General features: G+C 42.7%; 25 protein-coding genes and 3 tRNA genes. 9 read left to right on the forward strand and 19 right to left on the reverse strand.

The window, feature by feature from the left end; all coding sequences use genetic code 11:
• Window positions 1-2 precede the first annotated feature (2 nt).
• The 6 genes from RMO68_RS07375 (at window position 3) to RMO68_RS07400 (ending at window position 4,462) form a co-directional block, all read left to right on the forward strand.
• Window positions 3-377 (forward strand): nitrogenase-stabilizing/protective protein NifW, encoded by a 375-nt coding sequence (locus RMO68_RS07375; protein ID WP_310440082.1) that lies wholly within the window; start codon window positions 3-5, stop codon window positions 375-377.
• Window positions 334-840, forward strand: coding sequence for a nitrogen fixation protein NifZ (locus RMO68_RS07380; protein ID WP_310440083.1), 507 nt, complete (start codon window positions 334-336; stop codon window positions 838-840). The genes RMO68_RS07375 and RMO68_RS07380 overlap by 44 nt, the downstream gene beginning before the upstream one ends.
• Before the next feature lie 82 nt (window positions 841-922).
• Window positions 923-1,300: a 2Fe-2S iron-sulfur cluster binding domain-containing protein gene (locus RMO68_RS07385; protein ID WP_310440084.1), complete on the forward strand. Its 378-nt coding sequence runs from the start codon at window positions 923-925 to the stop codon at window positions 1,298-1,300.
• A 79-nt stretch (window positions 1,301-1,379) separates the two neighbouring features.
• Window positions 1,380-1,670, forward strand: a complete 291-nt coding sequence (locus tag RMO68_RS07390; RefSeq protein ID WP_310440085.1) for a 2Fe-2S iron-sulfur cluster-binding protein — start codon at window positions 1,380-1,382, stop codon at window positions 1,668-1,670.
• 200 nt (window positions 1,671-1,870) lie between these two features.
• Complete coding sequence (gene rpoN / locus RMO68_RS07395; protein ID WP_310440086.1) at window positions 1,871-3,136, forward strand: RNA polymerase factor sigma-54; 1,266 nt, start codon at window positions 1,871-1,873, stop codon at window positions 3,134-3,136.
• A 60-nt stretch (window positions 3,137-3,196) separates the two neighbouring features.
• Window positions 3,197-4,462, forward strand: coding sequence for a DNA polymerase IV (locus tag RMO68_RS07400; RefSeq protein ID WP_310440087.1), 1,266 nt, complete (start codon window positions 3,197-3,199; stop codon window positions 4,460-4,462).
• Window positions 4,463-4,707: 245 nt separating this feature from the next.
• Here the strand turns inward: RMO68_RS07400 and RMO68_RS07405 are convergent, their stop codons facing one another.
• Window positions 4,708-6,543, reverse strand: coding sequence for a sensor domain-containing diguanylate cyclase (locus RMO68_RS07405; RefSeq protein WP_310440088.1), 1,836 nt, complete (start codon window positions 6,541-6,543; stop codon window positions 4,708-4,710).
• 171 nt (window positions 6,544-6,714) lie between these two features.
• Entirely contained in the window at window positions 6,715-7,575 is an 861-nt protein-coding gene (locus tag RMO68_RS07410) for a hypothetical protein (RefSeq protein WP_310440089.1), read from the reverse strand.
• A gap of 158 nt (window positions 7,576-7,733) precedes the next feature.
• On the opposite strand from RMO68_RS07410, the gene RMO68_RS07415 reads away from it, so the two are divergent.
• Window positions 7,734-9,368 (forward strand): methyl-accepting chemotaxis protein, encoded by a 1,635-nt coding sequence (locus tag RMO68_RS07415; protein ID WP_310440090.1) that lies wholly within the window; start codon window positions 7,734-7,736, stop codon window positions 9,366-9,368.
• A gap of 15 nt (window positions 9,369-9,383) precedes the next feature.
• On the opposite strand, the gene RMO68_RS07420 is transcribed toward RMO68_RS07415, so the two are convergent.
• From RMO68_RS07420 to RMO68_RS07435, 4 genes are all read right to left on the reverse strand, one after another.
• A complete protein-coding gene (locus tag RMO68_RS07420) occupies window positions 9,384-10,067 on the reverse strand; it encodes an SIMPL domain-containing protein (RefSeq protein WP_310440091.1) in 684 nt (227 codons plus the stop codon).
• A gap of 181 nt (window positions 10,068-10,248) precedes the next feature.
• Window positions 10,249-10,325, reverse strand: a tRNA-Met gene (locus RMO68_RS07425).
• Window positions 10,326-10,386: 61 nt separating this feature from the next.
• Window positions 10,387-10,463: transfer RNA gene (locus RMO68_RS07430), tRNA-Met, on the reverse strand.
• Between the two features lie 11 nt (window positions 10,464-10,474).
• Window positions 10,475-10,549: transfer RNA gene (locus tag RMO68_RS07435), tRNA-Gln, on the reverse strand.
• Window positions 10,550-10,709: 160 nt separating this feature from the next.
• Between RMO68_RS07435 and RMO68_RS07440 the strand changes: the two genes are divergently transcribed.
• On the forward strand, window positions 10,710-11,747 hold the full coding sequence (locus RMO68_RS07440; protein ID WP_310440092.1) for a bifunctional 3,4-dihydroxy-2-butanone 4-phosphate synthase/GTP cyclohydrolase II: 1,038 nt from the start codon (window positions 10,710-10,712) through the stop codon (window positions 11,745-11,747).
• On the opposite strand, the gene RMO68_RS07445 is transcribed toward RMO68_RS07440, so the two are convergent.
• From RMO68_RS07445 to flgA, 12 genes are all read right to left on the reverse strand, one after another.
• Window positions 11,748-12,146, reverse strand: coding sequence for a glycine zipper 2TM domain-containing protein (locus tag RMO68_RS07445; RefSeq protein WP_310440093.1), 399 nt, complete (start codon window positions 12,144-12,146; stop codon window positions 11,748-11,750). It lies immediately after the preceding gene.
• Window positions 12,147-12,161: 15 nt separating this feature from the next.
• On the reverse strand, window positions 12,162-12,920 hold the full coding sequence (locus RMO68_RS07450; protein ID WP_310440094.1) for a hypothetical protein: 759 nt from the start codon (window positions 12,918-12,920) through the stop codon (window positions 12,162-12,164).
• 3 nt (window positions 12,921-12,923) lie between these two features.
• Window positions 12,924-13,541 (reverse strand): penicillin-binding protein activator LpoB, encoded by a 618-nt coding sequence (locus tag RMO68_RS07455; protein ID WP_310440095.1) that lies wholly within the window; start codon window positions 13,539-13,541, stop codon window positions 12,924-12,926.
• A 12-nt stretch (window positions 13,542-13,553) separates the two neighbouring features.
• Window positions 13,554-13,922, reverse strand: coding sequence for a DUF1425 domain-containing protein (locus RMO68_RS07460; RefSeq protein WP_310440096.1), 369 nt, complete (start codon window positions 13,920-13,922; stop codon window positions 13,554-13,556).
• Window positions 13,909-15,321 carry a hypothetical protein gene (locus tag RMO68_RS07465; RefSeq protein ID WP_310440097.1) on the reverse strand — a complete coding sequence of 471 codons (1,413 nt, stop codon included), beginning with the start codon at window positions 15,319-15,321 and terminating at the stop codon, window positions 13,909-13,911. The genes RMO68_RS07460 and RMO68_RS07465 overlap by 14 nt, the downstream gene beginning before the upstream one ends.
• A gap of 103 nt (window positions 15,322-15,424) precedes the next feature.
• Window positions 15,425-16,126, reverse strand: coding sequence for a serine O-acetyltransferase (cysE, locus tag RMO68_RS07470; protein ID WP_310440098.1), 702 nt, complete (start codon window positions 16,124-16,126; stop codon window positions 15,425-15,427).
• 9 nt (window positions 16,127-16,135) lie between these two features.
• A complete protein-coding gene (gene speA, locus RMO68_RS07475; RefSeq protein ID WP_310440099.1) occupies window positions 16,136-17,965 on the reverse strand; it encodes a biosynthetic arginine decarboxylase in 1,830 nt (609 codons plus the stop codon).
• 17 nt (window positions 17,966-17,982) lie between these two features.
• Window positions 17,983-19,203: a histidine--tRNA ligase gene (gene hisS / locus RMO68_RS07480; protein WP_310440100.1), complete on the reverse strand. Its 1,221-nt coding sequence runs from the start codon at window positions 19,201-19,203 to the stop codon at window positions 17,983-17,985.
• On the reverse strand, window positions 19,200-19,781 hold the full coding sequence (gene tmk / locus RMO68_RS07485; RefSeq protein ID WP_310440101.1) for a dTMP kinase: 582 nt from the start codon (window positions 19,779-19,781) through the stop codon (window positions 19,200-19,202). The genes hisS and tmk overlap by 4 nt, the downstream gene beginning before the upstream one ends.
• Entirely contained in the window at window positions 19,766-20,257 is a 492-nt protein-coding gene (coaD, locus tag RMO68_RS07490; protein WP_310440311.1) for a pantetheine-phosphate adenylyltransferase, read from the reverse strand. Before coaD ends, tmk begins: the two co-directional genes overlap by 16 nt.
• Window positions 20,250-20,780, reverse strand: coding sequence for a UbiX family flavin prenyltransferase (locus tag RMO68_RS07495; protein ID WP_310440102.1), 531 nt, complete (start codon window positions 20,778-20,780; stop codon window positions 20,250-20,252). Before RMO68_RS07495 ends, coaD begins: the two co-directional genes overlap by 8 nt.
• Entirely contained in the window at window positions 20,777-21,646 is an 870-nt protein-coding gene (gene flgA / locus RMO68_RS07500; RefSeq protein ID WP_310440103.1) for a flagellar basal body P-ring formation chaperone FlgA, read from the reverse strand. The genes RMO68_RS07495 and flgA overlap by 4 nt, the downstream gene beginning before the upstream one ends.
• An 85-nt stretch (window positions 21,647-21,731) precedes the next feature.
• On the opposite strand from flgA, the gene RMO68_RS07505 reads away from it, so the two are divergent.
• Window positions 21,732-24,068: a putative bifunctional diguanylate cyclase/phosphodiesterase gene (locus RMO68_RS07505; protein WP_310440104.1), complete on the forward strand. Its 2,337-nt coding sequence runs from the start codon at window positions 21,732-21,734 to the stop codon at window positions 24,066-24,068.
• A gap of 2 nt (window positions 24,069-24,070) precedes the next feature.
• Here RMO68_RS07505 and RMO68_RS07510 read toward each other — a convergent pair whose 3' ends face one another.
• Window positions 24,071-25,756, reverse strand: coding sequence for a SulP family inorganic anion transporter (locus RMO68_RS07510; RefSeq protein ID WP_310440105.1), 1,686 nt, complete (start codon window positions 25,754-25,756; stop codon window positions 24,071-24,073).
• Window positions 25,757-25,771: the final 15 nt, after the last annotated feature.

Here is a 25,771-nt window from a genome sequence, read left to right on the forward strand (position 1 = left end):
TCATGGGAACGTTAGCTGAATTTCAAAAAATAACCGATACGGAAGATTTTTTTGAGTTTTTTGATCTCGCATACGACGAGCGTCTTGTAAATGCAAAACGGTTTCATATCATGAAAAAGTTTGGTGAGCTTGTTGAAAAAGCAAGCGGGCATGATATGGGTGGTGACACTAAATTGCTTGAATACTATAAATTTGCCCTTCTCACCGTATATAAAAATTTCGAAAACGGTTATAGCCCCTCTGCCGCCGATGTTTGGGCAATGTTTGATAAGCCGAGTGCTTGCGGAACATGTTCCACATCGAGCAGTTGCAGTGATGTAGAGGAGGTCAGTCATGGAGTCCACGCCTGTACAAGCCAACAAACCCTCAGCTTCTGATTTTTTGGAGCAAACGGCGGATGCCGCACAAGCCGGATTAGAGTCGTGTGAGCGTGATAATGAAACAATGCCGATTAACAATGAGGCACGAAAAACAAATCTCTACAAGATGTCGACTAAAGATGAGATTCTATCTGTATTCAGAGTCGGTCAAAGAGTTCGACTCGTAAAAGCGATACGAAATGACGGTACCTATCCTCACGCAAGTGTGGGTGATGTCCTAGTTGATGCAGGCTCTGAGGGGTATATTCGCAAAATCGGCGATTTTTTGCAGACTATTCGTGTGTATGAAGTAAACTTTATCGAAGAAGGTTTGACATTCGGCTGTCGTGAAGCGGAACTTGAAAATGCTCTCGAAGAAGATGGATACGATGAAGTGGCAGAAGAGTTGAAATGGCTCAAAGAGCATCGGGCTGCACGAGCGGCTGAGAAAGCGGCGCAATCTCAAGAAGAGGGGGAGTAATCTGCACTTTTTGAGATTTGTGCATACTACATTGAACATGAAGTCATGAGCATGTCATGTGGGAAATATGAGGAGGTTTAAGATGGTCAGTGTCATTTTTTGCGGCTTCGGCGAAGGTCAAAATAAACGTGTGTACGCTAAAGCCGGTGATCTATTATTACGAGTTGCCCAAAGCAACGGTATTGTAATCCCGACAGACTGTAAAGACGGTATGTGCGGTAGCTGTATCGTACGGATCGAAGACATCGCTACAAACGAGTCAATGGATCCGAATGCAGAAGAATACGCGTCAAAAGGCAAAGCGGTCTATATGGATGACAAAGAGCTTGAAACGTTGATTTCAATGGGTGCTATCTCTAAAAAAGAGGCTGAAATTGCGCAACAATTCAATCGTCCTACTCCGATACGTTTGGCTTGCCAATGTGTTATCAAAGATACAATCTTAGTCAAACCGTATTAAGTATTTCTAGTGCCTTCGGGCTAACATCTAAACGGAAACAATTCGTTTAGCGAACATCATAATCATTAAAGGAGTTGGGATGACAACACGTGTAGAAATTATGAATGACTTTTTGGCGATCAATGTCCACCCGGGCAAAACGATCCAAGATATCGTAGAAGCTTCTGGAAGTGCGCTTCCATTCGGTTGCCGTGACGGTGAATGCGGTACTTGTGTCGTAATGATCGAGTCAGGTATGGAATTTATGAGTCCAATCAACGATAAAGAGAAAGCGGTACTTAAAACTCTCAATGAGAGTAACCCGAAAGCTCGTCTTGCTTGTCAAATGAAAGTCGTCGCGCCAAACGGATTGGTACGTATTAAATACTAAGTTTACCTTTTTGAACGCCATCGGAATTCATCCCGATTGGCTACGCTTGCCGCTAAGGCACTAAAGCTTGCCTCATTCGAGGCAGATTTAGTTATTGCTTATTTTTTGATCACTCTTCTGCTTAAAAAAAGCCTATACTTTTCACAAGAACAACATATGCATTTAATTGAATAAATGTGTATTTTTTTAGGCGGATTATCATGCAAACTTCACTCTCTTATAAACAAAAACAACTCCCGCGACTCTCCATGCAGACGTGGCTACCTTTATTGCAATGTTCGCTAAACGACCTTGAAAAACATCTACAAGTTATTACCAATGAAAACCCCTGTTTAGAAGTCAAATCGGGCTTTGAAGAGTCTAACGCCGTAGCCGGCGGTACTGCGGCATACGGTGCATTCCAAAACTATGTTTCCAACTCTTCGAGTGAGCAAATCGAGTGGTTGAGCATCTCTTCGACGTCACTCTATGAAAAGCTCGATGAGCAGATCGTAGCTCCTCTTTTTCCTACGCCGATATCCCAAAAGATAGCGCGTCAAATCGTCTATTACATTAACGACGAGGGATACTTTGAAGGCTCCGTAGAAGAGGTTGCCAGCCAATGTGATACCGATGCCCATACGGTAGAGCGGGTACGCCAGCGTTTTGCCCATTTGGAGCCCTCCGGTGTCGGAGCGGTGGATTATAAAGAATCTTTTTTATTTCAACTCAGCGATTATGATTTGGATGATGAGCTCAGTATCTTGCTTGGAGCGATGATTTTACAATTTGATAAAATGGAAAAATTTATCAACCATCCCCGTCTTCATGACGCTAAACATGTATTGCAGCATCTGAAAAATCCTCCCGCATTGGAGTATATGGAGCCTGAAGCACAGATTACCCCCGATTTGTTTGTCGAATTTTCGGGATCGGAACTCAATATTCGGATTAATCATGCGTTTTATCCCGATTTACAGGTCAATATGATCGATAAATACGATAATTTTGCCAAACAAAAGTTCAAAGAAGCGCGTGAGCTTGTTAAACTCCTCGATTTGCGTAAAGCGACTTTGTATAACGTCGCATTGGTTTTATTGGAGAAACAATACAGTTTCTTTATGGGAGGAGAGCTAAAACCGCTCCGTCTTCAGGATGTTGCGGATGAGTTGGGATTTAATGAATCGACGATCTCCCGTGCGATTGCCGATAAATATATCCAGACCGAACGGGGATTATTCGCGTTTAAAGATTTTTTCTCCAACTCTATCGGCGAGGTATCGACATCGGAGATTAAACATTTTCTCAAACGTCTCGTCAGCAGTGAGAATAAAGACGACCCTTTCAGCGATAAAACCCTCCATGAGATGATTGAGGAACGCTTCGGGGTAAAAATGGTTCGCCGTGTCATTGCGAAGTACCGTCAGGAACTCGATATCCCCTCGTATAAAGAACGCCTCTTTCTTTATAAACTCGAATTACTGTAGTTCTATGTCAATCTGACAGGTAATAGAGGTTTTTTCTAAAATCACTCTATTATCGTGTTTATGATTATCCATTTGGACCTTGATTGTTTTTTTGCTTCGTGCGAGCGGGTTCGCAATCCCTTATTAGAGGGGAAATGTGTGGCTGTCGGAGGACGGGGCGATCCGTTTATCTTCGATAAAAAGCCCTCGCGTGCCAAAAAACTTATGACGTTGAATAGTGGAGCGTTTGTCCCCTCCTTATTTCATGCCGACCATGACAGCCGTAACTATTTTAAAGACGGGGATACGATACGGGGGATTATCACCACCGCAAGCTATGAAGCACGCGCTTACGGGATTAAAACAGCGATGAGTGTTCATGAGGCCCTCCGTCTTTGTCCGCATCTGATTCTCCTCCCTCCCCATCATCTCCTCTATCACACGATGAGTCACGAATTGATGGAGTATCTCTCGAGCGTCGTTCCCGTAATGGAGCAGTACAGTATTGATGAGATGTTCGGAGACCTTCGGGGCTGGATAGCGGAAGAAGATACGCACGAGTTTATCCGACACCTTCAAAATGATATTTCCGTGCAGTTTAAGCTTCCCGTCTCTATCGGTGCGAGCAGTTCCAAATGGATTGCAAAACTGGCTACCTCTGCGGCGAAGCCTTACGGTGTTTGTGTCGTCCCTAAAGATGAAATCGAATCGTTTGTTAAAGATATCCCCATAAGGGAATTCCCCGGCGTCGGAAAAGTTCTTTCCCTTAAGATGGAGCGTTACGCGATCAAAACGGTCGGTGATGCATGGAAATCGAAAACCCTAATCCAATCGTGGGGGAGACAAGGTTTAGACCTTTATACGAGGCTCAGAGGGAGTGATAATGAAGCGGTGCAAGCGAATCGATCACGAAAAGGGATAGGGATATCGCGCTCCATGGATCACCCGATCAAAGAGCGGGATGAACTCTTTCGACGTATTCATATCCTTATACGTCATTGGAGCCACACCATCATGAAGCTTGGGGTGAATCCCACGACCTACTCTTTTTCATTAGGGTATGAGAATTGGGGGAGTTCTAAAAAACAATATACTCTCTACCGTCTTTTTAACGAAACATTTCTTCAAAATTTTACGATTGAAAAGTTTAAAGAACTTGACATTTATCCCCATATTCCTGTGACGCATATCGCGATGAGTGCGAGTAAATTTATTCATCATGATCCCAAAAGCTTTGATCTGCTTGAAATCCAAAACGATACTATAATGCGGAGTCTTACGGATGCCCTAACCAAGGTAAGAGATAAATACGGAATGGATATTGTACGCGGAGGAGGGGAACTCTAAACCCTATAGAAATAAGCGGATTGATATTGAGTTTATTTAAGAAATATTCTTTTTTTCAGATAGGTTGTTTCATGTATGGTTCCTGAAGATACAAGCCATTGTGCCAGAGTATCGGAATGGAGGCTTTTTCTTTTGAAAAGAAATAATTTTAACTTTTCTAACATCACTTTCTCCCTTTATCACTATAAAATTTATGCAAGTTTGTATCCTATAGTATTAGTGTTGCATTTGTGTTGCATTTTATGTTAATTAAATAGGGAATAATGTTCTTCGGTATGATGTTTTGCAAAATACATTGCTTGATCCGCACATTTTAGCAATGTTGCCGCATCCGTTCCATGTTCAGGATAAAAAGCGATTCCGATACTGATGGAAGGGGTAAATTTGATCTCATTAATATAAATAGCTTGTGCAACTTTATCAATAAGATTTTTAGCAACGCTAATCGCATCATTTTTCTCATTGATAGATTCAAAAATAATGGTGAATTCATCACCCCCAAAACGGGCGGCAAAATCATCTGAGCGTATATTTTCTTGTAAGCGTAATGCCACTGTTTTTAGAAGAGTATCTCCCGTTTCATGTCCATACGTGTCATTAACCTCTTTGAAGAGATTGAGATCGATAAAAAAGAGTGCAAATATTTTTTGGGAGCGTTGCGCACGTGCAAGTGTTTGGTTTAGGATTTGATTTAAAAATAACCGGTTCGGAAGCCCTGTTAAAGCATCGTGATGAGAGTCTATTAGTAATTGCTCTTCATACGCTTTTTGAATAGTAATATCACTAAGAATGGCAACATAGCGTATAAGTTTCCCTTGTTCGTCATGAATTGCAGAGATGCTTTGCAATGAGGGGTAGAGGGTTCCATCTTTCCGTTTGTTCCATATTTCACCACGCCATCTACCTGTGGTGTGAATGAAGTGGAACATATCATCGTAAAATTGATTGTCGTGTTTACCGGATTTAAAGATTTTCGGGTTTTTCCCAACAACATCTTCAAATTCAAATCCTGTTACATGGGTAAAGGCTTCATTAATTTTGATAATATTTTCAGATGCATCGGTTATAAAAATGACTTCAGAAGTATTGTGAAAGACTGCATCTGAGAGTAAAAGTTCCGCTTCACGTTCTTTATAATCTTGAATACTATCGACACTCAGCCATATATAGGGCTTCCCTTTAATTGAAACAATATTACCTGAGACTTTTACACACGTATGTTTACCACTTTTACTGATATAAAGAGTTTCATACGGATCAACATTCCCATTTTTTACGAGAAGGTTCAAATGTTTTTTTTCACGTGCTAAAAAGCTATCAGAAATGAGGCTGAAATAATTTATTCGTTTTATATCATCTGCGCTAAAACCGACTAGGTTTAGAAAACTACTGTTGGCATCGATAAGATTTCCCTTCAATGAACATAATGCAAGTCCTGCCGTCGAAGTAGTAATCAACATACTGCTGAAATGGCGTGAATCTTCTATATTTTGAACGAGCGGGTGGAGAAAATACCAAAAAAATAGACTTCCTGCAAAAGCTAAAATAAGTGTTATACCGAGTGCATATTGCGCTGCTTCGATATAAGGAGCACGCACTTCTGAGAGATCCATTTTGGCAACCAGTCCCCACTCTAGCTCTTTGATAGGCTCATAAGCGGCTAAAACGACTGTACCACGATAATCGAAGGCAACATCCGCCCCTTTTACTCCATTGAGAGCACGGCGCATCGGCTCTCCCAGTTTTGAATTCCATGGGATTGACGCCGGTTTATTAATATTAAAATGGCGTTGTTTTATTAAAAATCGGATTTGGTCATCTTCACGTTTTCCCAGTGTAAATTCACCTGTTTTGCCAAAACTCGCGTATTGGTAATGAGCAGTTGAGATTTTTTGAATAATTTTTTCCGCAACCTTTTTTTTCATTTCGGCAGAAATATTCTTATGAAGGAGAAGCTCTTGCTGAGCTACTATATTGATCATTACGGCTTGTGTTTCAACCAGTTCGATTAAATGGGCTTTTTGTCGATTAAATCCTAGGTTATAAAGAAGCACAATAGTGAGGGTAACTACGACAATCATATTGAAAGTGAGAAGTAGAATAAGATAATAAGGAGTTTGTTGTATTCGCTTATTACTAAAGTACTCGCTAAAGGAACCTTGTATATTTTTCAAAGCTTGTCGTCCATCAATCTATTATGAATAATCATTCATTTTTATAAATTATACCGAAAAATAATCTAACTTTTAGATTTATTTCGCTTGACGAGAAAGAAGATTGTATATACCGGTTCCTACAATAAGGAGCGTTACCCCGATAATCAGATAAAAAGCGTTTATCAGTTTGGTGTAATCATCCAAAACAATTTTGAATACCGCCATCAGCGACTCTATGGAGAGGGCAATAATAATAGAGGTTAGAAATTTGGTGAGGGTTTTATTTTGGAGATCATTGCCGTAATGAAATGTTTTAAAGAGTACCTCATTTTCAATCAGTGTTTTAGCTAAATCGTAGATAGCAAGACCGATTGTAATGGAGATAATAGAGGTAAATATTTTATGCATAACCATTTCGGCAGAATTCGATGAAATGAGCATACCGTAAAAAATATAGCCGCCGTATAAGATTAAAAAGACCGATACGATCCCCAGTAATAATCCGCCGATTCCCATTACACATCGGTTGATTTGCTCATAAGCGCTGTTATGTTCGATTAGGCGGAGCTCTTCGAGAAGCTTTAACATATCAAAATCGGCGACAAAATAGAAATCTTTTTCACGTTTTACGGCACTTAGGGTCGGTAAGCCTGTAACATGATGAAGGTAGGGATTACTGATATGGATCGGTTCATTGGTAAAGCTGACCCATTTAAAATAGAATGATTTATCGGCACCGTTGCGATTTTCGTCGATGTAGTTTCTTCCGTAACTGGGTGAGCATTGCACAAAGGTGTCATTAACGCTATAGATCACTTCCGCCGACTTTTCGGATTCAAAAAAACGTCGCATATCTTTGACATCTTTTGAGAGAGGATGAAAATTTTCCATTGTGGTACGAAGGTAAAATTGAACACTGTTTTTATGTTCGGTGTAGATACTGATGATCCGTTTCATGAAAACTCTCCTTTATTGAATTTTCACTATACGTTTTAGCACCGATCGTATTAAGAGTGAGATGGAAAAAAAAGATAGGAATGAAGTTTAAGGATACTCTGTTTCGTTTCTGTAACCTTTGAGTTTTACACTTCTGCACTTTTTCTGAAGGTACATTCATGCTATCCCTCCATCTTATCTCACGTCTCACCATACGACAAAAAATTACTTTTATCGTTGCTACAACACAGCTATTTGCGGTTATCGCCATCTCCATCGGTATCATAGGTATGTTTTTATCTAACGCTTCACTTGAACGGATAAATGATCAAAGTCTCCATCCGCTAGATCAGCTTAGACAGTGCAAACATGCAATGGTCAATGTGATTCAGGCGAAAGCGCAATTGATTTCTGAAGGGCAGGGGGACTATGAAAAGGATTTAATAGCGGTTAAAGCAGCGCATAAACAGTTTAATATACAATGGAACGCCTATTTAAAATCGCCTAAAACGCAGAAAGAGCGGCTGCAAATCGAAGAGGCTACAAACCAAGTCGCACGGGCAGATCGCTCGATGAGTGCACTTGAAACGGCGATAAGTAATCGTGAGATCATGGAGATTCATGATTTGGTGCAAAGCGATTTTCCCTTTAGCTTCGCCCCTTTAAGCGATCTTTTTGATACGCTGATTACGGTTCAGTTGGAAAATACTCAGTCGCTTTACAACGATGCCCAAACTCAGTTCAACCAAACGCTTCTTCTGATAGCGGTCATCTTTCCTATCGGTATGATCGTCATCTTTATCACCCTTCGGATTATTACGCGTGAGCTTATCCATAAAATAACCCTTCTATCGCAGATTATTCACCATTTACGCAAAGGAAATCTCCAAGAACGGATCAACGTAGAGGGAAAAGACGAGCTTTCTACGGCTGCTTATGAAATGAACGCTTCGATGGAAGAACTTCAAAAAATCCTTACCAATATCAAAGCTTCCTCTTTTGAGAGTATCGCTACGGCGCAAGAGCTTAACAATGTAGCAGGTACGATCCGTCAACGTCTTGAAACGAGTACCGCAGACATCGCCATAACCCATTCACAGCTTGTGGAACTCCAATCTATCGTGTATGTTTCAACCTCTTCGGCGCGTGATACGACCTGCAAAATTGACGAAGCCAATTCCAATTTGAGTGAAGCCAATATGCAAATTACGCAAATGAACAATGACATACAAACCGTTGCCCAAATTCAACAAAGCCTCTCCGATGAACTGCAAGAACTCTCGTCTCAAGCACATCAGGTCAAAGGGGTTTTAAGTATCATCGGAGACATCGCCGATCAAACCAATCTCCTTGCCCTTAATGCCGCTATTGAAGCGGCACGGGCAGGTGAACACGGACGCGGATTCGCCGTTGTAGCGGATGAAGTACGGAAATTAGCGGAGCGAACGCAAGAGAGTTTGGCACAAATCAACAGTACGATCAGCACTATTGTCAATGCTATTATCAATACCAGCGATAAAATGGATAAATCTACGGGATCGGTATTACGCGTTTCAAAAGATTCCAATTCCGTCCAACAGATTATTAATGATTCCTCTTCTCTTATTTCGGTTGCCGCGGATAGCGTTCATAAGTCAAGTGATAATCTTGAAAATCTGACAGGGGGGATGCGTTTGATATCGGACAAAATTGATACACTAAATACGATTGCGTCTTCAAATACCAATAGTATTCAGGAAATTACGGATGTTGCGTATCGTCTTGATCAAAGCACGGCGGAAATCAATCAAAAATTAGAAAAGTTTCGTACTTAGATAATATTTCCTCGTTCACGGGAGCCGTTTTGAGCAGCTATAACTTACCGTTGCATCGAGGGATGATGTCTCATCACGTTGAATCGGGCTCTCGGTAGGAACCGATTCTGCCATTATCGTCTTCATCATCACAGGTCTTGATTGCGCTATACCCTCGAACTTCACCGATTCCACACTACACTCCATCCCCATCTCTTTGGAAAATGTATCCGCTTGAGCTTTCGCGGTACGTAATAACTCTAAGCGAAGTGATTGTTTTACCATCTTTTTGGTTTTTTCACTTACCCCCCATGACAATTCTCCCTCGGTTTTGCGAATACTCGGGGTACTTGCCTTATCGAGTTTAGTGATAAGTCCGTTATATTCCTCAAGCGTTTTAAATTCGCACCTAAAATTTAGATTGCCGCTATAGGTAATGAACTCTCGTTTTTGATCTTTATAACTATAATAGGGTGAGAGGTGATATCCACCCCCTTGGCAAAACTCTCCTTGCGGATCGAACCCTTTTACTGCAGTTACAATGGCATTGAGATGTTTTTTTATCGTATCGGCATTTTTACTTTGCTCTTCAAAACTGAGATTTACTTGCAGTACATCAGGTTTTAATGAGTGTGAAACCTGCTCATCTATTGTGATATTCATTGCTGCACTTACACATAACGGAGATAAAAGAGCAATCATCAGTGTCGTTTTCGTCATATATTTACCTCATTGCAGGAGTTTATAATTTTCATTGTATCACTATAGTTTTAATAATTGATTATTAGAAGGGGAGTAATGAATAGAGTGTGGATTGATAACTGGACATGATAAATAGGATTCATTAAAAAGACAGAATTTAGAGAGAAGGTATGAATAGTAATTAAAAATGGTGGATGGTTGGTTGCGGAAGCAGGATTTGAACCTACGACCTTCGGGTTATGAGCCCGACGAGCTACCGGACTGCTCTATTCCGCGGTATAAAAAGTTTTAGTTTCTAGTGTCTAAATTTAGAGGGTAGATTTTTGTAAGTCTAGATTGGTTGCGGAAGCAGGATTTGAACCTACGACCTTCGGGTTATGAGCCCGACGAGCTACCGGACTGCTCTATTCCGCGGTAAAAAAAGGTGGATGGGGAGGAGGGATTCGAACCCCCGAATGACTGGACCAAAACCAGTTGCCTTACCGCTTGGCGACACCCCAATGTTCTCGTTAAGAGGCCGAAATTATAGACATTTTTCTCAAATTTGTCAAGTGTTTCGTAAACAACGCACTTAAAAAATATCATTTTTTTGATTGTGATAGTTTTTTAACCCTTTTACCCTATAATTGTCTTACTATATTAATATAAAAAGAGTATTCAATGGCAGCAGTGCAACGGGTATTAGAGGCAATCGAAGAGTTTAAAAAAGGGAAAATGGTCATTATGGTGGATGACGAAGATCGCGAAAATGAAGGCGATCTTGTTTATGCGTCTGTTTTCTCGACTCCTGATCATGTCAACTTTATGGCTACGCATGCCAAAGGGTTAATTTGTGTCGCTATCAATCCCGGCATCGCTAAACGCCTCAGCTTGGAGCCGATGGTAAAATCGAATACTTCTATGCATGAGACGGCGTTTACCGTCTCAGTGGACGCTACGGTAGCTACAACGGGTATCTCAACCTACGAGCGTGACATGACGATCAAAATTTTGGCCAATCCTCTTTCCCACGCGTCAGAGTTGGTTATGCCGGGACATATTTTTCCTCTTATCGCCAAAGAGGGGGGAACACTGGTTCGTATCGGTCATACGGAAGGCTCTGTTGATTTGTGCCGACTCTCCGGATTAGCGGAATCGGCTGTTATCTGTGAGATCATGAAAGAAGACGGAACGATGGCACGCCGTGACGATCTCGATCTGTTTGCCGCTAAACATGATCTTAAAACGGTTTATATTTCCGATATCGTCGAATTTCGTCTTGCGAATGAAACATTGGTTAAAGCCGTATCGGAAGAGGAGATTGAGTTTTTCGGTGTCCACGTGAAAAAATATGAGTTTGCCGATCATCAGGATAACCGACATACGGCCGTCGTTTTTTATAAAGCGGGTGAAACGGCGAATGTTAAAGTCCATAATGTTGTCCCTGATATCGATTTACTCCTCAATCAAAGCAAATACGGTCATTTAATCGATTCGATTCACTATCTCAAACATAACAGTGGCGTATTGCTCTTTATCAATAAGCCTCACCACCAGCAAGTTAACATGAAAGAATACGGAATCGGTGCACAGATTCTAAAATCTTTAGGGGTCAAACATATGCGTCTCATCGCGGATTCTAAAGTATCGGATTTCGCAGGGTTAAGCGGATTTGGATTGAATGTTGTAGAGACGATTAATCCCACAGAGGGGATTTAATTAGCGAACCGTATTACATTTACGGATAAGCTGATACTGCGGTGTGGCAGGGGCATTGCCTGAGTTCGCACCCAGTGCGGTTCCAATAGCCGCCCCTCCGATTGTAGCCGCGGTATTTCCGCTTCCGCTACCGAATTGATGACCGACAATCCCTCCGATGATTCCACCGACAACCGCACCGGCGACATTCGGGGAATTGTCTTCTTGAGGAACACCGCTGATCGGTACTTGCTCATACCAACATTGCTCTATGGGCGCCGTGTTTTGCAGCGACGTCACCGAGGAAGAGTTGGAAGCGGGCGATGTCATATAATAGTCGTTGCTCCCCGTATTCAGCGCATCGGCATTGGCTGTAATAGCGATAAGGGAGAGTGAAATGAGGGTATATAAGGCGTTCATAACGATCCTTTTCAATTAATCGACGAGCCGTTTCCCAGGAGAATCTTGATAATCAACTTCGGTCGATCTTTTTTTACCGGTTAGGGCTTCAACCATCTTTGACGTTAAGTCTTCTACCGATTCGTCCACGGTATCATCAACCGGTACTGGGTCATTTCTATTAAACGTTTGTTGTCCTGTACCGGTGAAAGTTTTTGTAAAAACAACTTTACCGCTTTTTTTATCCGAAACCTGAATATGAACCGAAGTCGTGGCTGTAATCGCATAGCGAACGTTACTCCCATCAGGAACGAGACGCGGTTTACTGCAACGCATCGTTTTGATTGATCCGTTTAAAACGTATTCACCCGATTTTGACATTAAGATACCTGCGTCATGGAAAGCGGTTTCGATAACACTGGTCATCTTATCGGAATACATTATTTTCTCGACGATAACCGTATCGTTATAGGTACTGGCCGTGAACTTGCGATTTTCTTTATAATCTTTGTATTCATTATCCCGCTTCATACTTGCTTTGGCCGATCCGGCAGCATGATACGAGAAAAATCCGGCTCCGCTGGCTTGTGCGCTGTGTTCAACGTTTTCGTTTTCTTTGACCACACCGTCTTGATTGTGTGAAGCTTCCGCCACACTGTGTTCAAAATCTTGTACCACGGTGTAATTATAGGTCAGCGGTTTTACTTCAACACTTTCCCCCGCTGGGAGAATAGCAGCACATAGCGATAAGGAGAGACTTGAGAGGATAAGAATTGCAGAATGTATCGGTTTCATGATTTACCATCCAACCGAAGATTTAGCCGTTACTTTACGAATTTCTTTCTCATCAGCCCACAAAATTTCTCCGCTTTGCGGGTCTACAAGTTCCATAGAAACATTGTAATAGACATCTTTGACATCATCGTTAGCTTTTTTGATAGAGCGGACATTTCCGGTAATAATATAATCCGAATCGGTCATTGCTTTCATTTTTGTTTTGGTAGTCGCTGTAGTAGTCAAATCACGTTCACTGTTAACCTGATTAAGATTAGCCGTGTCGGCTAGAAAACGTACTTGTCCGGATTTGAGTAATTTAATACGGATTTTATCGGTAATCGCTTTGGTATCGATGTGTTCATACGTCAGGTTGTTTACCGTACGAAGACGCACTTTCGGAGGCTGTTGCGCTTTTGCAATGTAACGTGACTCAAGAAGAGACTGTGTCAATGTTTCCGCCGTTGATTGAAGGTCGGTTGAACCGAAATCAGCCGTAACCGTTTCTGCCGCTTTGGCATCGCCGTATTTTACGTTAGAAGAAGCACCTACCATTCCGGCTCCCCCTGTAGCACATCCGCTCATTAAAAATGATGAGAGAACCAAAGTTGTCGTGAGTGAAAGTTTTGTAAATGTTGTCATAGAGAATTTTCCTTATTTGTTTGGGGTTGAAATGATAATACGATAGTCGCTTATATCCGGACGGCTTGCCATATCGACTACATGAATTTGTTGTTTTCCGATAATGGTAAACGGTTTCCATGACGTTTGATCGACCATGATACCTCGGCTATCGAGCCATTGGATTTGATAAACCATACCTTCGACTTCGGTATCGTCTTCATTTTCAAAAGTAGCGGTAACTTTTAAAAATTTGCCTTCTTGAAAGCTTTTATGCTCTTTCAGAACAACGCGTTCTTTTCCAATAAAATTTCCGTTATTTTTACTGGCGCATCCGCTTAGTCCGAGAAGCAATAAGCTTCCGAGCGTGAGGGAGAGGAGGGTGTTTTTAGTAAGCGACATGATCAATCCTTATGTTATCGTTGGTTAAATAGGAGACAAGAACGAGAACCCCTTTTTTGTCTTTTGGAAGGGTGAACGATTCTTGACGATCGTTCATGGTTATCGTAAAAGTCTCCCCTTTAAAGGCTTCAAATTTTGAAAGATACCCTGAGTTGGGAAGAAGTTCCCAATTTCGGAATCCTGAATCGGCTAATGAACTTCCGGCATCCATTGCTAATGATGCCACAAGTCCCCCAAAAAATCCAAAATTATCGGAGGCTTGTTTGGCTACGACCGCTTTGGTCGTGGCACGAACGACCGCTTTAGAGAGTTCACCGATCAATTCGTCTTTGAGTGTTTTGTACGCCATTGCGTTGGTTTGCAAAAGTCTAGGGGGCTGAAGACGGAGTTTGTCGGTAGAGATCGTGACTACACTTATATCATTGATCGGCGGATTAAAGGCCGGTAGATCGATACTGGTGTAATTGGCACCGTTAAAAAGAGGAAAACGGATTTTTTCTATTTTAACCGACGGTGCCTCACCTGATAATATAACTACCGTGATATCCATTTTCTCGATTTTCGGCGTTTCACCCCCTTTTTTTCCTTTTGCGGCATTTTTCCCTTTTGCTGGTTGTACCGGTGATTTCTGGGCAGATTTTACGCCTTGAGGGAGTGTTACGAATACTTTTGAGACATCGGGATTGAGGCTAAGTGCCCGTTTTAAACTCACTTCGCCTAGATTCTCATGGGGAAAAGCAATGGAGGAGATAATACTACTAAGGGTATAAGAAAAAGGATCTTGATAGCTGTTTGCTAGGTTACGGACACTCGGATCTTCGAGCATAGAAGCCATAGTGTACCCGCTTGGCATACTTGAGAGATCACTTCCGCTCTTTTCTGCTTTGGCTTTCTCTTCTGCCGCCTCTTTTATTTTCTCTTCGGTTTCGGAGAGCCAAAATTCTTGACGTTGTTCCATGCGGCGCATTTCAACGGCTGCCCCTTCAAAATTACCGAGCATGGTGTAGTTGAGAGCATTCAGCGTATGCATAAGGGTACGTTCATACCCTTTGCCGTAGTAACTTTCAGCACCTTTGGATAAAAAAGCGGAGCCTAAAAAAGAGCCGACATTACGCAAACTCACTTTTGCACGATTTTCATATTCGTCTAAAATCTCAAATGATTTTTGAAAAGAGTGGATAGAGGAGTTGAAATCGCCGTTTGCCTGCTGTAGCCGTGCAAGATTAAGCCAATACCAAAATTCATCTTGATCGGAAGTATCTGCACTTAATGTGGCTAGTGTCTGCTCAAATTGAGGTTTGGATAGACTCGATCTAAGGGTATCTGAGTCTAAGGCCGTCGCACTAAGCTGAAGTGAACAAAGCAAAGAACAGCTGATGAGTTGCAGCTTATTAGCCATTAGGAACCTTTTGGTGCATGTAGAGTTGTATTTAATGATTGTATTGGTTTATGAATTAAAAATTGTTTAACAGCGTTGAATCTAAAAGTGGCAAAGAAGAAGACTAGTTTTTCATAGCCTTGATAAACGATTCATAGATATTTTCAAGCTGTAGATCTTGCTCGAGAATCTCCGTGTTGTCTTGAACCATGTAGTGTTCGAGTACGGCAACACGGCGGAGAAGATATTCAAACATCTCTTTATTGATATCGGGGAGTTTATTGTGGCTGAACGGATCTTTATCACGTCCTTTTTGGATAACATGGGCGGGAATACCGATAGCAGTGGAGTTATCCGGAACTTCACGGACGACGACCGAGTTGGCTCCAACTTTAGAGTTGGCTCCGATGGTGATATTACCGAGTACTTTGGCTCCCGCTCCGATAACGACACCGCTTTTGATAGTAGGATGGCGTTTTCCTGGGGTGAGGCTGACTCCGCCGAGGGTAACTCCTTGGTAGATTAAGACATCATCTTCGATCACCGTCGTTTGACCGATAACAACGCCGAAACCGTGGTCGATAAAAACACGTCGCCCTATCGTAGCCCCCGGATGGATATCAATATTGGTAAAAAGTTGATTTATCCCCATTAAAATACGAGCTAGGGCACGGAAACCGTTGCGGTAGAGTCGGTTAGAGATTCGGTACCAAAAGATGGCCCAAACCCCCGGATAGTTAAAAAAGAGTTCGATTCGGGAACTGATGGCGGGATCATTTTTATAAACGTTCGAAAAATCTTCGGCAATTTCTGAAAAAAGTCCCAAATTCAATCCTTATCGTGTGGTTCGCAGGTACCCGTTTTGGTAAAGGTACATTTCGAGTTTTTGAAGTGTATCACTTTTTTCTTCTTCTGTCCTAAAATCACTGATTGCCAGTTTATTTTTAAGGTTAGTCAGAAGTTTTGAAGCGTCATAGCCGATATCTTCGAGAATATTGAGGACATTATCGGATTCGGTAAAGTTTTCGATTTCATACCCCGTATCACTGATAAGGATAGTACACTCACTCGGATGGGTAAAGAGGTTGTGGTTCATCCCCAATGTCTCTTGATAAGCTCCTACGTTAAAAAAGCCGAGGAAATACTCCTCTTCATCCAAATCAATGTCGTGCAAATACAGCGGTGTTTCAGGTTTAAAACGGATTTCACCGTCACTGTCACAGGTAATGTCCCATAAACTTGCGGCTCGGATGGCGGGAATATCGAGACGATCCAGCGGCATAATAGGAAACTGTTGTTGTAATCCCCAATAATCGGGGATACTTTGGAAAATAGAGCTGTTGATCAAATAGCGCTCTTGGAGTTTTACTTGCAGCCGCTCGATCTCCGGCATCGGATTATCTTGTGAGAGGTAGAGCGATTTTTTGATAATCTGATGCACTAAAATCTCGGCGTTCGAGCGGTCTTGAAGGTCAATATGCCCGAGATTAAAGAGGGTGAGGAGTGATTCCATATGATCTAGCGCATCATGCATATACTCGATGCAGGTACGCGGAGAGAGGAGAGAATTGAGTTCACGCAACTCTTCGATCAATGGCGGATTATTCTCTTTGAGTTTGAGTGATTTGGCTTGGTAATCGTGGCTGAAAAGTTCCAGAACAGGGGCAATCAGTACGGAGTGCGAAGCGACGATAAAACGTCCCGATTCGGTGAAAATATCAGGATGGGATACCCCTTTCGCATTCATAATTTCACGAAGCAAGAAGACGACGCTGTTGGAGAACTCTTCGAGGGTATAGTTGCGCAAACGGCCTGCCGTGTGTTGGGAATACTCAACCGCCAATCCACCGCCGATGTTGATAGCACCAAGCTTATCCGCACCCATTTTTTTGAGTTCGGCATAGATATTTCCGGCTTCACGCAAAACGCGTTTGAGGGTCGAAATATCTTCCATTTGACTTCCGACATGGAAATGAATCATACTGAAATGCTCAACCAGATTATTTTCTTGGAGCATATGCATTGCTTCGATGAGTTCCGTGGAGGTAAGGCCGAATTTAGAGCCTAGCCCGCTGCTTTTTGCCCAGATACCGCTCCCTTCGGATTGAAGACGGATTCGGATTCCGATATTGGGTATTTTGAGATTACACGATTGGGCTACGTCGATAATCCATTCGAGCTCACCCAACCCTTCGATGGTGATGGTGATATCATGACCCATTTGCGCCGCCATAAATCCGAGGCGTACCATCTCTTCATCTTTAAATCCGTTGACGGTAATAGGGGAACCGAGAGCCGTTTTTGCCATGGCAATGGCGAGTTCGGCTTTGGAGCCCGCTTCGAGGCCGTAACCGTATCGTTCGCCATGCTCAACGATGGCATCAACCGCTTCGGGGAACTGATTAACTTTCAAAGGAAAAACGGCACGAAATTTACCCGTATAATCGTTTTCAAAGATAGCGCGATGAAAATTGGAATATAAAAGATCGATTTGTTTACCGATCAAATGGGGAAAACGTAAGATCAACGGCCCGCGAAGGTTGGTTTTACGAATTTTTTGGCTGATTTCAATCAAAGAAGGGGAGCTTTTGTAGTTAACTTTAACCACTCCCTGATCGATCATAAAGTTATTTTCACCCCAAATATCAATACCATAATTTTGCATGTTTGTCCTTTGGATGGCTAAAGAGATAATAGTTCGTTTAATAAGAGAACTGATTCAGTTTTTTCAACCAAATCTTTCACCCATATGCTGTTTTGAGCCAGTTCATTTTCTCCGATTACGGCACAATAGCGAGCATTAATGCGATCGGCTCCTTTGAGGTGCGCTTTTAGAGAACGCGGCTCGTATTCGACGACCGCTTTATGGGTACGGCGTACTTTTTCGGCAGCCAAAAGGATAGGGGTAATGGCTTGAGCATCCATCGCACCGAAATAGTATCCCTCACGTACGCTCTCAGGCATCACGATGAGTTCCATCAATCGCTCGATTCCCAGAGCAAATCCGACCGCAGGGGTAGGTTTGCCGTCTAAAAATTCGATGAGGCGGTCGTAGCGTCCTCCTCCGGCAATGGCACTTTGGCTTCCGATATTGTCGCTGACAAATTCAAATGCCGTTTTAGAGTAATAATCCAAACCTCGTACAAGATTGGTATCGATCTCATAAGCAATAGTGTGCTGATCCAAAATAGATTTTAGGGTATCAAAATCGCTTTGGCATCCATCGCAGAGATTGTCGATTAATTTCGGTGCATTGACGTAGAGACTTTGGCATGCTTCATTTTTACAATCCAATACACGGATAGGGTTGGTGAGTTTGCGACGTTCACAGTCTCCGCAGATCGCATCGCCGCAACTCTCGATAAAGGTGACAAGCTTTTCACGATACTCAGGCATACAGTTTTGATCCCCGAGAGAGTTGAGTTTGAGGCGATACCCGATTCCCAATGTTTTGAGGATATCGGCAACCATCATAATCATCAATGCATCTTCGTAGACGGAATCAACACCGAAACTTTCCACCCCGAACTGATGAAATTCTCTCAAACGCCCTTTTTGAGGGCGCTCATAACGAAACATCGGCCCATGGTAATAAAAACGGTGGATTCCCCCTTTTTTATCGAGCTTATGCTGTACAAATGCACGTACAACTCCGGCTGTCCCCTCAGGACGGAGACAAACGTCATTTTCACCTTTGTCGATGAACTGATACATCTCTTTGCCGACGATATCGCTCGATTCTCCGACGGAGCGTTTGAACAGTGCCGTCTCTTCAAGGAGGGGGGTTTCGATGTAATGAAATCCGTATCGCTTGGCGATGGTGGAAGCTACACTCAAAAAGTATTCAAAACGCTCGAACTCTTCGGAGAGGATGTCGTTCATTCCGCGCAAAGATTGGATCATAAGGCTCCTTTGATAAAGGTGGTAATTTCTTCTGTAATGGTATCGATAGATTGTGTCGCATCGATTACAACGGTTTGGATCCCCAGTGCATACGCTGAAGCGATGAGGGCATCTTGGATACGGAGAAGATAATCAACTCCCCGTGATTCGATCACATCGTGCTCCTTTTGGCTCAGACGATGTTCAAGCTCCTCAGGTGTCAATTTGAGGATAAATACCGTATCGGGGAGTATTCCGTTCGTCGCGAGACGATTGAGCGATACGAGCGTTGGTTCATCACATAGATTTTGGACACTGGCATACGCCATCCCCGATACGGCGGATCGGTCACTGATAATCAGTCTGTTCATATTTGATAATATGACCGATTCGGTATGTTCGGCACGGTCGGCTAAAAAGAGCAAAATCTCCGCCATTTTACTTTTCAAATTACCAAATAAAACCATGTTCCTGATCTCGATACCTGCGGGAGTTCCACCCGGTTCCTTGGTAATTAGTGCTTCGGGAAAAAGGGAGCGCAATGCTTCGATCTGGGTGCTTTTTCCGGCGGTATCGATCCCCTCTATCGCAACGTACATGATTTCATACTCCCGATAACATTTTGGACGGGTTCAGGGAGCAAATGCACCGTTTTACCGTTGAATTTCAGCAAATTTCTGACGATGGAGGAGCTGATAAATGCATGTTTGAGTTTCGGCATCAAATAGACCGTTTCGATGTTAGGGTCAAGTGAGTTATTAAGATACCCCAGTTGAAGTTCAAATTCAAAATCGCTTACCGCACGCAGTCCGCGAATAAGTACCGTAGCTCCGAGGGTATTGGCAAGCTCAACTGTGAGGTTGTCAAATCCGACAACTTGTACCCGCTCTAACCCTCGAACCGCTAATTTAACCATATCAACCCGCTCTTGCAACGTAAACATCGGTTTTTTTTCCTGAGAATCGGCTACGGCGATGATCACTTCATCAAAAAGTTTGATTCCCCGCTCGATTATGTCGAAATGGCCGTTGGTGATGGGATCGAATGTCCCCGGATAAAGGGCTATTTTATGCATGGCTGTCATCCCATCGTTTGTAGAGATCGTTTTGTATTCCGAGAAGATCAAACCATTTACCGATCATAAAGTTTTCCATCGATTCTAAATCTTCCTGATCCCCGTAATAGGCAAGTACGGGGGGAGCGATGATGACCCCCAGACGAGACAGTTTGAGCATATTTTCCAGCGCGATGGGTGAAAATGGGATCTCACGCGGTGCAAGGACTAAAGTTCGACGCTCTTTGATCATAACCGCAGCGGCACGGGTGATAAGGTTATCGGCAATACCGCACGCTATTTTCGCGAGTGTGTTCATACTGCAAGGGGTGATAATCATCGCATCCGCACCGTACGAGCCTGAGGCTACGGAAGCCCAAATTTCATCGTTTTTGTGGAGGGTGAGATTCTCTTCTTTTTCGAGCACAATTTGGGCGTGTTCGGAGAGTATGAGGTGCTTTTGAATGTCAGAGGGGAGGGCACGGACGAGTTTTAACCCTAGTGCTGCTCCGCTCGCACCGCTGATCCCTACGACGATTTTCATTGCAATTCCACCCGATGTTCTCCGATTACTTTGGCTCTGACGCGCTTGCCGTCACTTTTTTGGATCGTAATAATATCATAGAGTAGCCCCTCTTGCGTCGCTGTCGCTCCAAACTCAACAATTACCGTATCATTTTTGACTTCGACAATCACTTTTTCATTTTTTAAAACGAGAGGAACGGACTCAATATTACGGAGTGTTAAAAGCTGCCCTGCTTTGAGGTTAGAGCGAAATCGTGAGGGCTCATTGGGCAAGGTAGTGAGAGGGGTGTCTTTGAACGAAGTGAAAGGGACTTGTTTGATGTGGGTATTAAATCCGCTTAGACGGTCGCGGCGTGAAATTTTTTGATTGGAATGGAGGACATTGACTGTCGCACGAACAGAATAATCAAGGTAGCGTCGTACCCCATGCTCATCGACGACATAAAATGTCCCTTTTGAATTTTGAAAAAAATTCTCATCAAAGATTCCGCGTGATTTTTGACTTAATGAGGGGAGATAGCCTCTGGAGGTAATGGTGATATTTTCGATACGGATAGAGGGGTATTGGCCGCGTAAAAGTGTTTCTAATTGCTCCTTTAACGGAGTAAAATCAACAGGACTTTTTTGGATGAAATTAACGTATCGTACTTTACCCGTATCGACTGCAATCCCGTTTAGTTCAAAAGTTTTTGAAATGATTTGTGCATTGAGGCGGTATTGTGTTTTATCTTCCGGAATTTTTAGGATTTCAAATTTTTTCGAAATATCGGGAAATAGGTCAGTGGAATAGATAGTACTATGCTCGTACGTGTAACTTTCCTGCAACTCATAGCCGCTAAGAGTAGTCAGCGATAAAATAATAAGGGAAAAAAAGAGGTTATTCATTAGAGAATTGTAGCATAACGGAATTTGTTTTTTATTTGCTTTACGCTATGCTAGCTGACTGCGTAAAATTGAAAGATAAAGTGGCATGATTTTAAATAAAAAAGATGTTTTATCTGAAGTGGATAGTGCCGATAAAGTACGTATCCGTTCCGAACAAATCGCTATCGCCTATAAGCAAGCTTTTGCCTCTATATTTCCCCTTTTTTTCGGTGCATCCGTTGTTTTATACCTCTTTTACGATACCTCGTCGGCAGAATCGGCAGTAGGGTGGTTTACGCTGATAATGGGTACGTTGTTTTGGCGTCTTCTTCTTCTCAGAGATTATCGACATCATTCGTATAAGCATAATAATCATACATGGGAAATACGTTTCAAATATATGATGTATACCTCGGCACTGCTCTGGGGAAGTGCCGCATTTTTTATAATGCAGACTCCTAACCATCTCCACCATTTTTTTATTATTTTTTTACTGACGGGGATTGCTTCCGTCGCTTCAGGGACTTTAGCCTCTTTATTAGGAGCATCAATAGTATTTTTGCTCTTTCTTTTATCGCCTATGTTTATCATGATGCTTGTACACGGGGCATTCGAACAGCGGATGATGGGGGTGTTGATTTTAGCTTTTTTCCTGCTATTAATTAGCGCTTCCAAAAGGATACATTCTAATATTATGAGTGCCCTTACCTCTAGATTGTTGCATCAAAAAGCAACAGAGGCATTGAGTCTTTCGCAAGAGCATTTTGAAACCATTTTTAAAGAAGCGCCGGCAGGTATTTTTTATTATGACACTAATCTTATAGTGATTGAAACCAATAACGAAATGTTGCAAATCCTTAAAATACCGCGAGAAAAAATGATCGGATTAGATCTAAAAAATCTCCCTGATCGTTGTTTGCACGAAGCCATAATACTGCCGGTAAGCGGTAAAAAAGGATTTTATGAAGGTCCTTATACCAGTATGATTATGAAGTTGACTTTGTGGATCAGTTTTCGCACCTCTCCGATTTACGACGCCGAACGCCGTATTATCGGTGGGGTTGCAATCGTATCGGATATTACAGAACGTATTAATGCCGAAGAGAAAATTAAACATCAAGCGTATTTCGACGCACTTACCGACATTCCAAATCGCTTGTTATTTAAAGATCGATTAGAACAATCTCTTGCGCACTATAGACGTCACAGAAATTTGATCGCGGTTATGTTTTTAGATTTGGACCATTTTAAAAGCGTTAACGACTCCCTAGGACATTACGTCGGAGATTTATTACTGATCGAAACGGCTACACGCTTAACACGCATTTGTCGTGAGGGGGATACGGTAGCCCGATTGGGCGGAGATGAATTCGTTATATTACTCAATGAGCTTGGAGAGGATACTCACGGTGCCGCTACCAGAGCGGAGAGCGTTGCAGAAAAAATTCATGAAGCTTTTTCAGTCCCGTTTGATATCGGGCAGTTAGAGCCGATTAGCACCAGTTCCAGTATCGGAATCGCTTTAGTGACTTCAGACACCCAAAATGCAGATGATTTATTAAAATTTGCGGATACCGCAATGTACCAAGCAAAAAAAGAGGGGAGAAACACGACACGTTTTTACCAAGAACAGATGGATCAATGGATCAAAAAGCGTCTCTTTTTGGAAAATGCTTTGCGTCACGCGATCAAAAACGGCGAATTGGAACTCTATTATCAGCCGGTTATTGAAATTTCTATGAATAGAATTATCGGTGCTGAAGCATTGTTACGGTGGAATCACCCTGAGCTCGGTCTCGTAATGCCGGATGAAATGATTGATATAGCAGAAGAGAGCGGGTTGATCGTCCCAATCGGTGAGTGGGTATTACGTGAAGCGTGTAGACAATTTGTTCGATGGCGTGCCGATAACATAAGCCACGCTTCTATCGATCGAATCGCGGTGAATGTAAGTGCCGTGCAGTTTCGTCAAAATGATTTTGTGGATAAAGTGATACGTATTGTGGCGGAGAGCGGTATTGTCCCCTCAATGCTTGAGTTGGAACTTACTGAATCGACCGTTATTGAAAAAATTGATACGGTTATCGATAAAATGAATCGCTTACGTCAGGCAGGAATCAATATTTCTATGGATGATTTCGGTACGGGATATTCCTCATTGGCGTATATAAAACGTCTTCCGTTTACTACATTGAAAATTGATCGGAGTTTTGTACGTGATATTATGAGCGATGCCGATGATGCGGCGCTGGTAGAGACAATTTTATCGATGGCGTCCATTTTTAAATTTAACGTAATTGCTGAAGGGGTTGAGACACTCGATCAGTTCAAATTCTTAGAAAATCACGGGTGTCAGTATTACCAAGGATACTTATGCAGCAAACCCGTTCAAGCACATCGATTTGAAGAGATGCTGATTCAGACTTACATTACACATGGGTAAGATTAACTTACTTTATTATCGATGATTTCATTAGCTCTTAAGAGTGCCTTATCGATATGATCGACGATATTTTCGCATCCGATTGCTTTGTCAATGTGAGAAGCACTGATAAAGTGGTGTACTTGTGAATTGACTCCGGAGAGGATGAGACACGTGTTGTTTTCTGAGAGTCTCTCTTGCAATATTTCCAACGCATGCAGACCTGCGGCATCGATGAGCGGAACGTAGCGCATACGTAAAATAAAGACGTGCGGAGGTTTTTCAAATAATAACAAGGTATCTACTAGCTTTTCTGCAACACCGAAAAAGAGGGGCCCTTGTATCTCATATACTTCAACACCTTGAGGGATGATCTTATTGGCGGTAGAATCAGGATCGCTTTCTTCGGATTCTACCGAACGTATTTGGGTTGATTGCATCATCTGATTGATAAACAAAATAGAGGCTAATGCAATACCCGCTTGAATGGCAAAGTTTAGATCAACCAATACCGTGAGGAGAAATGTTACGATTAGGACGATCCGATCGGTTCGGGGTGCTTTCATGATTTCACGGACATGTTTAATCTCCGACATATTCCATGCCACAACCATCAAAATAGCGGCAAGTGCCGCAAGAGGCACCTTAATAATTAACGGAGATAATAAGAGCATAAAGAGAAATAGCCAAAATGCGTGCATCATTCCCGCTACGGGAGTCCTTGCGCCGGCTTTAATATTCGTAGCGGTACGGGCAATTGCACCCGTAGCAGGGAGACCGCCGAAAATGCCTGAAGCAACATTGGCAATACCTTGTCCCAAGAGTTCGGCATTGGACTTGTGTCGTGTTCCGGTCATTCCATCGGCTACAACGGCAGATAGGAGTGATTCAATAGCGGCAAGTGTAGCTATCGTGATGGCATCGGGTAGAAGAAGGCGAAGCTTTTCAAACGTAATATCAGGCCATACGGGAGTAGGAAGCATGGAGGGGATAGAACCGAAGCGGCTCTCTATCGTCTCTACGGGAAGAGTAAACCCCCACACGGCAAGTGCGCTGAGGGTAACGACGATGATAGGGCCTGGAATGCGAGGAATATGTTGTTTTGCAAGAAATATAACACCGATAGAGGCAAGCGCAAGGGCTACTGCGGCAAAATTAGTTTCATGCAAATGGGCAACGTAAACACTCAATTTATCAATAAAATCGGGGGGAACGGTTGTGATGGAGAGACCAAAAAAATCCCGTATCTGTGAGAACGCAATAAGTAATGCGATCCCAGAGGTAAATCCGACGATGACGGGGTAGGGGATAAATTTAATAAGCTCCCCCGCACGGAAAAAGGCCATGATTATTAAAATAACACCAGCCATAATAGTAGCGAGAACCAGCCCTTCATAGCCGTGTTTCATTGCGACTAATGCAACGGTGACAATAAACGCAGCGGTCGGCCCTCCGATTTGATAGCGGCTGCCGCCGTGTGCCGAAATGAGAAATCCGGCAACAATCGCGGTAAAGAGACCACGCTCGGGTGGTAGATTAGAGGCTATAGCAATCGCCATAGCCAGCGGAAGTGCAACGATGGCTACGGCTAGACCTGCGATAGCATCGGCAATAAAGTCACTGCGACTGTATCCTTGTCGCTTGAAAAGGGTAATAAGTTTCGGTTCTAGGGAATCATGAATCGAGCGAAGCATTGATGAATCTTTCAAAATTAAAATTGTTTT

Origin of the sequence: Sulfuricurvum sp., assembly GCF_031427015.1 — a bacterium.
Lineage (GTDB): Bacteria > Campylobacterota > Campylobacteria > Campylobacterales > Sulfurimonadaceae > Sulfuricurvum.